Origin of the sequence: Brevibacterium renqingii, assembly GCF_017808105.1 — a bacterium.
Taxonomy (GTDB): domain Bacteria; phylum Actinomycetota; class Actinomycetes; order Actinomycetales; family Brevibacteriaceae; genus Brevibacterium; species Brevibacterium renqingii.
This window is the reverse complement of record NZ_JADBHF010000018.1, coordinates 16,537-28,642: the sequence shown is the minus strand read 5'-3', so window position 1 is coordinate 28,642 and position 12,106 is coordinate 16,537. Positions and strand designations below refer to the sequence as shown.

At 66.1% G+C, this 12,106-nt stretch carries 10 protein-coding genes; 8 read left to right on the top strand and 2 right to left on the bottom strand.

From position 1 onward, the window contains the following. The first annotated feature begins 92 nt into the window (after window positions 1–92). The 3 genes from IHE57_RS15220 to pth all read left to right on the top strand — a co-directional run bounded on the left by IHE57_RS15220 (window position 93) and on the right by pth (window position 2,669). Window positions 93–1,097, top strand: coding sequence for an alpha/beta hydrolase (locus IHE57_RS15220; RefSeq protein ID WP_209374418.1), 1,005 nt, complete (start codon window positions 93–95; stop codon window positions 1,095–1,097). Between the two features lie 161 nt (window positions 1,098–1,258). Beyond that, the gene (locus IHE57_RS15215; RefSeq protein ID WP_209374416.1) at window positions 1,259–1,906 is read left to right on the top strand and encodes a 50S ribosomal protein L25/general stress protein Ctc; all 648 of its coding nucleotides are present in this window, start codon (window positions 1,259–1,261) and stop codon (window positions 1,904–1,906) included. Between the two features lie 163 nt (window positions 1,907–2,069). After that, window positions 2,070–2,669, top strand: a complete 600-nt coding sequence (gene pth / locus IHE57_RS15210) for an aminoacyl-tRNA hydrolase (protein WP_209374414.1) — start codon at window positions 2,070–2,072, stop codon at window positions 2,667–2,669. 31 nt (window positions 2,670–2,700) lie between these two features. Here the strand turns inward: pth and IHE57_RS15205 are convergent, their stop codons facing one another. Then, entirely contained in the window at window positions 2,701–3,423 is a 723-nt protein-coding gene (locus IHE57_RS15205; RefSeq protein ID WP_209374413.1) for a rhomboid family intramembrane serine protease, read from the bottom strand. Between the two features lie 167 nt (window positions 3,424–3,590). Continuing rightward, the gene (locus tag IHE57_RS15200; RefSeq protein ID WP_209374412.1) at window positions 3,591–5,069 is read right to left on the bottom strand and encodes an arylsulfotransferase family protein; all 1,479 of its coding nucleotides are present in this window, start codon (window positions 5,067–5,069) and stop codon (window positions 3,591–3,593) included. Between the two features lie 94 nt (window positions 5,070–5,163). On the opposite strand from IHE57_RS15200, the gene mfd reads away from it, so the two are divergent. The 5 genes from mfd to eno all read left to right on the top strand — a co-directional run bounded on the left by mfd (window position 5,164) and on the right by eno (window position 11,902). After that, window positions 5,164–8,802 carry a transcription-repair coupling factor gene (gene mfd, locus IHE57_RS15195; protein ID WP_209374411.1) on the top strand — a complete coding sequence of 1,213 codons (3,639 nt, stop codon included), beginning with the start codon at window positions 5,164–5,166 and terminating at the stop codon, window positions 8,800–8,802. 123 nt (window positions 8,803–8,925) lie between these two features. Then, the gene (locus IHE57_RS15190) at window positions 8,926–9,120 is read left to right on the top strand and encodes a CsbD family protein (RefSeq protein WP_209325418.1); all 195 of its coding nucleotides are present in this window, start codon (window positions 8,926–8,928) and stop codon (window positions 9,118–9,120) included. Between the two features lie 76 nt (window positions 9,121–9,196). Beyond that, window positions 9,197–9,643 (top strand): MazG nucleotide pyrophosphohydrolase domain-containing protein, encoded by a 447-nt coding sequence (locus IHE57_RS15185; RefSeq protein ID WP_366933985.1) that lies wholly within the window; start codon window positions 9,197–9,199, stop codon window positions 9,641–9,643. Continuing rightward, entirely contained in the window at window positions 9,640–10,461 is an 822-nt protein-coding gene (locus tag IHE57_RS15180) for a tyrosine-protein phosphatase (RefSeq protein WP_209325417.1), read from the top strand. The genes IHE57_RS15185 and IHE57_RS15180 overlap by 4 nt, the downstream gene beginning before the upstream one ends. Window positions 10,462–10,621: 160 nt before the next feature. Then, complete coding sequence (gene eno, locus IHE57_RS15175) at window positions 10,622–11,902, top strand: phosphopyruvate hydratase (RefSeq protein WP_209374410.1); 1,281 nt, start codon at window positions 10,622–10,624, stop codon at window positions 11,900–11,902. Window positions 11,903–12,106 lie beyond the last annotated feature (204 nt).

The following is a 12,106-nucleotide window of genomic DNA, read 5'->3' as shown; positions in this document are numbered from 1 at the left end:
CGGGACCCCGAGTCGATGATCGGCTCGGGGTCCCGTCGTCTTCGGGGTCGTTCTACACTGGAGGCAACACCTAAGCGAAGGGATCCGCGACGATGTCGTCTCACGATTACAACCGGTACCGGGTGGACGTGGAAGGCGGGCAGCTGTCCGTGGGCGTCTGGGAACCCGTGGCCTCCGGGCCCGGACACGTACCGACGGTATGCGTCATCCACGGCATCACCTCGAACCATCTCTTCTTCGCCGGACTCGTCTCCGCTCTGCCCGGAGTCCGCGTCATCGGCCCCGACCTGCGCGGCCGGGCGGATTCCCGGACCCTTCCCGGGCCGTTCGGAATGCGCGCCCACGCCGAGGACGTCCGCGCCGCCGTCGACGCCTTCGCTGAGGACGGGCCCGTGACCCTCGTCGGGCACTCCATGGGCGGATTCGTCGCGATGACTCTGGCCGGACTCAGCCGCCGCACCGGCGCCGAGGCGGTCCGATGCTTCCGCGGCCCCGTGCTCATCGACGGCGGCCTTCCCCTGCCCGTGGGACACTCGGGCGGCGGAGAGCCCGTCGATGACCTCAACGACGAAGACCTCGACACCGATGATCTCATCGCCGCCGTGCTCGGGCCCGCCGCGGAGCGGCTGTCGATGAGCTTCTCGACCGTTGAGGAGTACCTCGCGTTCTTCGCCGCTCACCCCGCCTTCGTCGACGGTCTCGACACCGTGGCCACAGAGAGCTTCGTCTACGACCTGGCGGCCAAGGACGATCATTCCTTCCAACCCTCGACCTCGATCGAGGCGATGCAGGCCGACTCCGCCGATATGTACACCGGAACTGACTACCGGGAGGCGTTGCAGACGATCATGGGAGACGAGGAGTCGCAGTCCGAGGTCGTATTCCTCTACGCCGAACGCGATCTCGTCGCCTCGGAGCCGGGGCTCTACCCGCCCGAGCTCGTGTCCGACTACGCGCGGCAGTGGCCGCGTCTGAGGACCAACGACGTGCAGGGAACGAACCACTACGACATCCTGCTGACGGAGACCGGCATCGACACCTGCGCCGCTGCCGTCGGCGACCGACTTGGTGCCGCCCCGGACGGTGCCGTAGAATAGCCTGGTTGCCTCGGCGAGGGAGACCCCCGGTCTCCGTGATCGACGCGGCCGACGTCCCACGAACTGCGCGAACCGATCGGATTCGACGGTCGACGGTTCGGAGCGGATCCAGGCTGTTTCGCCGTGGTGCTCGAAGGTAAGTTCACCACGAAGGAGAGAAAATGGCTGACTTCAAACTTCTGGCCGAAGCTCGCAGCGAGTTCGGCAAGGGCGCAGCGCGCCGCATCCGCCGTTCCGGCCGCATTCCCGCAGTCATCTACGGTCACGGCGGAGACCCCGTGCACGTTTCGCTCGAGGGCCATGCCACCATGATGGCGCTCAAGCACGCCAACGCCCTGCTCGAGATCGAAAGCACCGATGGTGCCAAGAACGTTCTGGCCATCGCCCGTGACGTGCAGATCGAGCCGGTGCGCCGCGAGATCGAGCACCTCGATCTCATCATCGTCAAGCGCGGTGAGAAGATCGAGGTCGACGTGCCCGTTCACGTCGTCGGTGAGGCCGCACCCGGCACCATGGTCTCGCAGGAGGAGTCGACCATCGCCGTCAAGGCCGATGCGACCAAGCTGCCCGAACTCATCGAGGTCACCATCGAGGGACGTCCCGCCGGTGAGCACGTGCTCGCAGGCCAGGTCGAGCTGCCCGACGGCGTCGAGCTCGTCGCCGACGAGGAGCTGCTCATCGTCAACGTCTCCGAGGAGATCGAGATGGATGTCGAGTCGGACGCCGAGGAAGAGGCTGCCGACGCCCCGGCCGAGGCAGCGGCCGCCGACGAGAAGTCGGATGCGGAAGCGGGCTCCGAAGAGGAGTGACCCCCTCTCGGCACAGCACCTCGATGCTGTGGTGAGTGCAGACTGAATACGGATTTCGGTGGGTCGTCGATCGGGCGGCCCACCGAATCCGTATCCGCCGGGGGCTTCCCGGAAACCACCGGTTCCGACCCGGGCAGCGGACACAGATGAGCGGAGGACGGCAATGACGAATGAGGCGTGGTTGGTCTTCGGGCTGGGCAATCCCGGCCCGAAATACGAAGCGACCCGTCACAACATCGGACAGATGGTCATCGCCGAGCTCGCCTCGCGGATCGGGACCTCGCTGACGCGGACGAAGCTGCGGTCGAACGTCGGGACGGGCCGACTGCCCACGGGCAGCACACCTGGACTGCCCGGTCCGCGTGTGATCGTGGGAACCTCGACCAGCTACATGAACGACTCGGGCGGCCCAGTGCGACAGCTGGCCGACTTCTACGGCATCGCCACCGAGCGGATCATCGCCGTCCACGACGATGTGGACATCCCCTTCGACGCCATCAAGGCCAAACTCGGCGGGGGAGAGGGCGGGCACAACGGTCTGCGCTCGATGACCTCGGTGCTGGGGACGAAGAACTACCTGCGCGTGCGAGCGGGAGTCGGACGTCCTTCGGGGCGACAGGACACCGCCGATTACGTGCTCCGACCGTTCTCCAAGGAGGAGCGGACGACGCTGCCGATCTTCGTCTCCGATCTCGCCGACGCCGTCGAGATCCTCATCAATGACGGTCTGGAAGCAGTGCAGCAGAAGTTCCACTCACGCTGACGGTCTGACCGTCGCAGTCGAGCGGAGGGACTCACTTCCTGCCGGCCGGCTTCTGCCGCCTGCGGTGGAGGAGCCAGGCGGCGAAGATGCCGCCGGCGAAACCGAAGAGATGCCCCTGCCAGGAGATGTCATTGGCCTGCGGCAGCATGCCGAAGACCATGGAGGCGCCGTAGGTGACGAAGATGAAGAAGCCGATCGCGAAGTAGACGATCTTGCGCAGAACATCGTCGGTGAACCAGGTCCGCACGGCCAGATAGCCGAAGAATCCGAAGACGATGCCCGAGGCGCCGACGATGTGCTGGCCCGGCAGGGTCGTCAGCCACGCTCCGAGACCGGAGCTGAGCGCGGTGATGCCCGTGACCTGCCAGAACCGTCGCGACCCCTCGAAGGCGATGACGATGCCGAGGACGAGGAACGGGAATGTGTTGGCCACGAGATGGCCGAATCCGGAATGGAGCAGAGGCGAGGTGACGAGGCCGTAGAGGGAGAGCAGGTTCCATGACTGCAGGCTGAAGGCGTCGAGACCGAGCGGGAGGACGGTGTCGACGATCTCGAGCGCCCACATGACGGCCAACAGCACGAGCACCGGGACGAACCGCGACAGGTGGTGGCTGCGGTCGACGCTGGTGTTGAGGTGCGCCACGGGTGGGTGCGAGGCGCGGCCGGACCGGGGAGAGCCGCCGTCGGAGGAATCGGAGCCGAAGAGGATTCGGGCTTCCTCTGCGGAGAAACGGGGGGAGTGGTTGGAACTCATGCTCCAATTGTGTGCGATGAAGATTGGAGAACCCCGAAAAATCGGGGTTGTCGTATAAACGTGACCGTACCGTTAGTCCCGTTATCCGTCCGAAATGTTCTCAGCCCAGCCGTCGGCGGTCGCATCCGCTCCGCGGCCGCGGTCTCGGCCGGTCCTCGCCCGCGGTCTCAGCCGTTCCGAGTGCCCACCCGCGTCGAGCCGAGTGACTTGCCGTCGGCATCGAGCGCCTCCACCACGATCGTCGACCCGTGCGGAGTGATGTCGGCGGCGGTCTCGAACCCTGTGCGCTCGACCTCGGCGTTCTCAACGAGCTGGTCCTCGCCGTCGCCGCTGAGGATCCTCCAGGAGGCGACTTCAGTGGCGCCGTTCCAGCTCATGTGGATGCGGGTGACCCCGGCTCGGGGCTCGGACTTCGACGCTGTCGGCGGTGCGGACGGCTGGGCATGCCAGTCGAAGCGGTAGGCGCGGTAATTCGAGCCGCCGGTGAAGGTCAGATCGGTGAGCAGCTTCCCGTCCTCGGAAAACTCCGAGACGTAGGGCTGCGAACCCCAGCCGATCACGACGTTGCCGTTGTCGAGCTCCTGCAGATTGCCCTGACTGCCCGAGGACCGATCGTCGGGCGCAGGATACTCGGTGACCACCTCGGCGCGTCTGTGCTTCTCGTCGACGTCGAGACGCAGACCGCGGGTATCTCCCAGCCGCGGGGCGGCATGGTTGTCGAACAGTGTCAGTGTGCCGTCGGCTTGACGCTGGGCGTCGTGCTGCCACGCGAAGGTCGCATCCTGACCCATCTCGAAGTCCGAGGCCTTGCCTCCGAGGACCCAGTTCAGCTCCGCCGTCTTCCGGTCGAGCTGGTAGACGGCATGCGTATTGCGGGCCGAGATGAGCAGTGCTGAGCCGTCATCGTCCTCGCTGACCGAGTTGAGGTGGATGTAGTCGAAGGGCTCGTCCTTCGTGCCCTCGCCGTCCTTGAGCTCGGCCTCGGTCTGCTCCACCGGAACGTCGTCGAGAGAACGCCATTCGACGAGTGGTTCGCCGGTGGCGATGTCGACCTCCTGGGCCACGCCCTCCCAGACCCAGCCGTCGGCGTCTCCGCCGATCTCGCTGAGGTCGGCCTGCGTCTTGACATAGGAGAGCAGGAACATGGTGTCGTCATCTGTGATCGTCGTCTCGTGCAGATCCGAGGTGTCCTTGGCCAGCTCGCCGCCCATGCCCACCCGTGCGATCTCCTCGTAGGAGGAGTTGAGGACGACGACCTCTCCGGCGGTGTGAGGGGTCTCGGCCAGGCCTTCCCACCAGGTGAGCACGGGCTGGTCCTGATACTCCTGGACGCGCAGATCCCACAGGGTGCCCGAATTCTCGCGCACCCAGACGGGGTCGCCGGCCGCATCGAGGATGAGCCCGCCGACCCAGGACTTGTCGTCGGTCTTCGTCTGTCCCTTCGGAGCCAGGAAGGTCTTGAGATCACCGTTGTCGTCGGGGAAGGCGCCGGAGTCGATGTCGACCTTCGGCGGTGCGAGATCAGGGCGGGTGTGGAAGTCCCAGCGTTCGGCGACCTCGACGTCGTCATCGGCATCGCCGGTGCAGCCTGTGAGCAGGAGCGCCGTGGCGGCCAGTCCTGCCAGGACGGTTCTCATCATGGCCATGCACTCATCCTCACACGTTTCCGTCGCTTCCGCTCGATCTCCCACCGCGGCGGGGGCGGACGTGGGTGTCAGGTGCGTGGCCTAGAATGTTCGGGTGCTCAACGGACTCGATCTCACACGCCAGAATCCCACCATCACCGGACTCGTCGAAGCCTTCAACGACCCGAGCACGAGCGGTGGGACGATCGATGCGATCAAGGGACTGTGGCCCTCGATCCTGCGCCGGACCGTCACCGCCGCTGCAGCCGCGTCATCGGGTCAGGACGAGGGTGAGGGAAGGGTTCGAGCAGCGGATGCCGCGGCCTCGGCGCCGCAGCTCATCGTCACCGCCACCACACGTGAGGCCGAGGATCTCGCCCAGGCGCTGGCCGACTGGGTGCCCGCCGCGTCGATTGCGATCTTCCCCAGCTGGGAGACTCTGCCGCACGAGAAGCTGTCGCCGCGGTCGGACACCGTCGGCCAACGGCTCGAGGTGCTGCGTCGCCTCACGCACCCTCGCACCGACAGGGAACTGACCTTCATCATCGCTCCCGTGCGGGCCTTCCTCCAGCCCCTGGCGAAGGGCCTCGGCGACATCGCTCCGGTGGAACTGGCGGTCGGTGACGAATGCGAGATCGACGAGCTGTCGGAACGACTCACCGAACTCGCCTATTCGCGGGTGGACATGGTCTCTCGGCGAGGCGAGTTCGCCGTGCGCGGCGGCATCGTCGATATCTTCCCAGCCACCTCGGAGCGGGCGCTGCGTGTGGAGTTCTTCGGCGACGAGGTCGACGAGATCCGCGAATTCTCTGTCAGCGATCAGCGCTCCGTTCCCGCAGACGACGACGCGGATCCTCTGCGGCTCTCGGCACCCCCGTGCCGAGAGCTGCTCCTGACCGACTCGGTGCGGGCCCGGGCGGCCGAACTCGCCGAGACCGTGCCCGGTGCGGCCGATATGCTCGAGAAGATCGCCGGCGGAGTCGCCGTCGAAGGCATGGAATCCCTCTCCGCCGTCCTCGCCGACGGGATGGAGCCGATCATCGCGCTGCTGCCGGCGGAGTCGAAGATCATCATCACCGAGCCCGAGCGCGTCGAGGCTCGGGCCGCGGACCTCGTGGAGACGACTAACGAATTCCTCGAAGCCGCCTGGACCGGAGCCGCGGCCGGGGGAGAGTCACCGATCGACCTCTCCGCCGCGAGCTTCCGCACAGTGGCCGAGATGGAGGAGGGCGCTCGCCTCATCGGCCTGGCGTGGTGGGAGATCGGCGGTTTCGCCGCCGATGAGGAACTGGCCGGTCCCGAAGAGAACATCTTCGCCGTGCCGGCTCGCATCCCCAAGGGATATGCCGGAGACGTCGAAGCGATCCTGGCCGACGTCAAGGGACTCATCCACGACAGATGGCGCATCCTCGTCCTCACCGAGGGACCGGGCCCGGGCAGGCGGATGGTCGAGGTGTTCTCCGAGGCCGGTGTGCCCGCGAGCTTCGTCGACGACCCCACAGATCTGCCCGAAGCCCTCGTGACCGTGACCACGGCGGCGTCCTTCGGCGGCTTCGTCTTCGACGATCTCAAGCTCGCCGTTCTCACCGAGGCCGATGTCCTCGGGCGGGCTGCGGCCACCTCGACGCGGGACATGCGCCGTCTGCCCACCCGTCGCAGGCGCAACCAGGTCGACCCGCTCAACCTGGCACCGGGCGACTACGTCGTCCACGACCAGCACGGCGTCGGTCGATTCGTCGAGATGACGCAGCGGACGACGGGAAGGGGCGCGAACAAGCACACCCGCGAATACCTCATCATCGAATATGCCCCGGCCAAACGGGGCCAGCCCGGGGACCGGCTCTATGTTCCCAGCGATGCGCTCGACCAGGTCACCCGGTATGTCGGCGGGGAGAGCCCGAGCCTCAACAAGATGGGCGGCGCGGATTGGCAGACGACGAAGGCCAAGGCGCGCAAGGCCGTCAAGGAGATCGCCGGAGAGCTCATCCGCCTCTATTCGGCGAGGCAGGCAACGGTCGGACACGCCTATGGGCCGGACACTCCGTGGCAGCGGGAACTCGAGGACGCCTTCCACTACGTCGAGACCGCCGACCAGCTGACCACCATCGACGAGGTCAAGTCGGACATGGAGAAGACGGTGCCCATGGACCGTCTGATCTGCGGCGATGTGGGCTACGGCAAGACGGAGATCGCAGTCCGCGCCGCGTTCAAGGCGATCCAGGAAGGCAAGCAGGTGGCGGTGCTCGTGCCGACCACGCTGCTCGTCCAGCAGCACTATGAGACCTTCGCCGAACGCTATTCGGGGTTCCCCGTCACCCTCGGCGCGCTCTCACGGTTCCAGACCAAACAGGAGTCCGAGAAGGTCAAGGAGGACCTGGCGGCCGGTAAGCTCGACCTCGTCATCGGCACCCACCGGCTGCTCAGCGGTGAGGTGAGATTCAAGGAACTCGGACTGGTCATCATCGATGAGGAGCAGCGCTTCGGTGTCGAGCACAAGGAGACGCTCAAGGCCCTGCGGACCAATGTCGACGTGCTCGCGATGTCGGCGACCCCGATCCCGCGCACCCTGGAGATGGCCGTCACCGGCATTCGCGAGATGTCGACCCTGGCCACGCCGCCGGAGGAACGGCATCCGGTTCTGACCTATGTGGGCAGACGTGAGGACAAGCAGATCAAGGCCGCGATCCGCCGTGAGCTCATGCGCGAGGGGCAGGTCTTCTACATCCACAACCGGGTCCGGGACATCGAGGCCGTGGCCGGGCACATCGCCGAGTTGGTGCCCGAAGCCAGGATCGCCATCGCCCACGGAAAGATGAATGAGTCTCGCCTCGAACAGGTCATCGTCGATTTCTGGGAGAAGAAGTACGACGTGCTCGTGTGCACCACGATCGTCGAGACCGGCATCGACATCGCCAATGCCAACACCCTCATCATCGACAATGCCGACCGCTACGGACTCTCACAGCTCCACCAGCTGCGCGGACGGGTCGGGCGCGGACGGGAACGCGCATATGCGTACTTCCTCTACCCGCCGGACACACAGCTGACGGAGACCGCTCACGACCGCCTGACGACACTGGCCGCGCACACGGAGCTGGGTGCCGGAATGCAGGTGGCGATGAAGGACCTCGAGATCCGCGGCGCCGGCAACCTGCTGGGCGGTCAGCAGTCCGGTCACATCGAGGGCGTCGGATTCGATCTCTACGTCCGCCTCGTCGGCGAGGCGGTGGCGAAGTTCCGCGGCGAGGACACCGAGCCCGAGGCTGACATGCGGATCGAACTGCCCGTCGACGCCCACCTGCCGGCCGAATACGTCGATCATGAGCGGCTGCGCCTCGAGGCCTACCGGAAGCTCGCGGCGGCGACGAACGAAGCCGAACTGCAGGAGGTCCTCGACGAACTCGTCGACCGCTACGGGCCCTACCCCGACGCCGTCGCCGTGCTCGCCGATGTCGCCCGGCTGCGCATCCGCGCGCGTGCATCCGGCGTCAGCGACATCGTCGTCCAGGGCAATTTCATCCGCTTCGGGCCCCTCGAGCTGGCCGACTCCCAGGTGGTCAGACTCAAACGGCTGTACCCGAAGTCGCTGCTCAAGCCGGCGCTGCGGTCGGTGCTCGTGCCCAAGCCGATGGCGGGAACCGGATTCGATGCGAAGGAGATGACCGATTCGGACATCCTGCGCTGGGCCCACCAGTTCCTCGACGCGATCGTGCCTGTCGTCGAGTCCGAGGCAGCGGCCCCGGAGCAGAGCTGAGAAGGCTGTGCGAATCCGCTTCGGCACCGCCGGCAGACTGCAGACGTAGCGTAGAGTGCGCAGTGCGGAGCAGACCGCAGTGATCGATGAACTATCCGCAGCAATCGATGAAGGAGAGATGTCATGGGCGTTGACGACAGGTTCCAGAATAAGGCCGAAGACCTCGGCGGACGAGCCAAGGAGACCATAGGCGACATCACCGATGACGACGAGCTGAAGGCCGAGGGAGCAACCGACCAGCTCAAAGCCAAGGCCAAGGACGTCGGCGAATCCGTCAAGGACCTCGGAGACTCGGTCAAGGACAGATTCTCGAAGTGACCATTCCGGCCCCCACCGCATCTGCGGTGGGGGCCGTTCCTGTCAGCAGGAGGACGATTCAGCAGGAGGACGTTGCGTGGACGAGCCCACAACGGGGCAGGTGGTGGCGGCGATGGCGACTCTGCGGCAACGCTGCCCATGGTCGAGCAGGCAGGACCATCGCAGCCTCGAGAAGTATGCTCGCGAGGAGACCGAGGAGCTCATCGAGGCGCTCGAGGACTTCGGAGCCGCACCGACGGCGAACAATCGTGCGGCAGTGGTCGAGGAGCTCGGGGACGTGTTCTACCAGGTGCTGTTCCACTCCGCGCTGCTCGACGAGAGCGGAGGGCACGACTACGGGCACAGCCTCGGCGTCATCATGGACGGTCTGGAGGAGAAGCTCGTCCGCAGACACCCACTGGCCTTCGGCGACGATGCCGGCAACGAGATGGCTTCGCTCGAGGACGTGGAACGGGAGTATCGCCGAATCAAGGCGGAGGAGAAAGAGGAGACGGCGCGGCGGGGACAGGAAGGGCAGCGATGAGTCTGGAGCGGCTCCCGATCGAGGGCACGTTCAATTTCCGAGACCTCGGAGGCGCTCGCACCCGGGCGGGGGATTCCGCAGTGCGTCGCGGGATCGTGTTCCGTGCCGACGGTCTGGCCCAGCTGACCGACAGCTCGCGTGCCGACATCCGTGCTCTGGGCATCGGGACCGTCATCGACCTGAGGGACATCGGCGAGCGGGCGAAGCTTCCCGATGCACTCGAGGGACTGGGGGTGGAACGGATCGAGCTGCCCGTCTTCGACGACCACTTCTTCCCCAGCCGACCGATGAGCGCCGAGGAGATGAAGGCCGCTGCCGAGGCGACCGGAATGGACCTCAGCGATCGCTCGCTGAGCCGGATCTACGATCTCATGATCACCCATTTCGGGCACAGGCTCGCGCTGGCCGTCGACACCGTGGCCGAACACTGTGCCGAGGGTGTGGTCTTCCACTGTTCCGCCGGCAAGGACCGGACCGGGGTGGTGGGGGCGTTCCTGCTCGACCTCCTCGGGGTGGGACGCGAGGAGATCATCGACGAATACGCGATCACCTCGACCCATCTCTCCGGGGGCTTTCTGCAGTCGATCACCCGGAACTTCGCCGATGCCGGCATCTCCGGCAACCTCGCTGAGACCGCCACGGCCTCCCCTCCCGAACTCATGCACGGAATCCTCGAACGGCTCGAGGCCGAGCACGGGGCCGCCTCGGCGGGGGAGGATGGAGCCGACAGTGCGGTGGAAGACTATCTGCGCAAGCACGGAATGGATCCGGCGACACCCGAACGGCTGCGTGCCCGCCTGCTCGGACCCGCGGACTAGATCCCGGACCAGAAGTCTGTGCATCGGCGGGCCCGAGTACTCGCGCAAAAAGCGTTCGTGCCGTGTCGGGCGAGAAGGACGTGAGCCCGGACCCCCGGTGCATTATGCTGATCCGCAGGCACATGTTCCCCATGTGAAACCAAATGTGAAGGAGTACTCAGTGGCTGAGATCGTTGCCGCAAACGCCCGTGAAATCCTGGATTCCCGGGGAAACCCCACCGTCGAGGTGGAAGTGCTGTTGGCCGATGAGTCCGTCGGTCGGGCCGGTGTCCCCTCCGGTGCCTCCACCGGCGAGTTCGAAGCCGTCGAACTGCGCGACGGAGATCCGGAACGCTACCTGGGCAAGGGTGTCACCCAGGCCGTCGACGCCGTCGTCGACGAGATCCACGAGGTCATCGTCGGCCTCGAGAGCGACGATCAGCGTCTGGTCGATCAGGCTCTCATCGAACTCGACGGCAGCGACAACAAATCCCGCCTCGGTGCGAATGCGATGCTCGGCACCTCGCTGGCGGTGGCTCGGGCGGCAGCGGTCTCGGCCGATCTGCCTCTCTACCGCTACCTCGGCGGACCGAACGCACACGTCATGCCCGTGCCGATGATGAACATCCTCAACGGCGGATCCCACGCCGACTCGAACGTCGATATCCAGGAATTCATGATCGCCCCGATCGGTGCCGCAAGCTTCCATGAAGCGCTGCAGTGGAGCGTTGAGGTCTACCACGCGCTCAAGGGCGTGCTCAAGGAGCGTGGCCTGTCCACCGGGCTCGGCGACGAGGGCGGATTCGCTCCGAACCTCGACTCGAACGCCGCGGCGCTCGACCTCATCATCGAGGCCATCGACATCGCCGGTCACCGTCCCGGACGAGATATCGCCGTCGCCCTCGATGTGGCCTCCTCCGAGTTCTACAGCGACGGAGTCTACGAGTTCGAAGGCGGCAGGAAGACGGCCGAGGAGATGGCCTCATACTACGAGGAGCTGCTGGCGAAGTACCCGCTGGTGTCCATCGAGGACCCCCTCGACGAGAACGACTGGGACGGGTGGGCGACGCTCACCGAAACGATCGGTTCGAAGGTCCAGCTCGTCGGCGACGATCTGTTCGTGACCAACCCCGAGCGTCTGCAGCGCGGAATCGACAACGCCACCGCGAACTCGCTGCTGGTCAAGGTCAACCAGATTGGCACCCTGACCGAGACTCTCGACGCCGTCTCCCTGGCGCAGACGAACGGGTACACGACGATGATCTCGCATCGTTCGGGCGAAACCGAGGACACGACGATCGCCGATTTCGCTGTCGCCACGAATGCCGGTCAGATCAAGGCCGGCGCACCGGCACGGTCCGAGCGGGTCGCTAAGTACAACCAGCTGCTGCGCATCGAAGAACAGCTCGGTGACGCCGCACGCTACGCCGGCCGCAAAGCATTCCCGCGCTTCGAGGCCTGAGCCGGCGGCCCGGACCGAGGGTTCGGAACCGGGCACCGGTTGAGCTCGCCGAGGCGGGGTCGGACGATCAGCAGCGATCGCCGGCCCCGCCTCGACGTTCCTGGCGATAGGGCGCTGCGGCAGCCCGTGAGGTCGAGCATCCGCCACCGCTGCCGTCGCTTCCGAGCCGGAGCAGAATCTTCGAGCGCTGCTGGCATTCCGCAC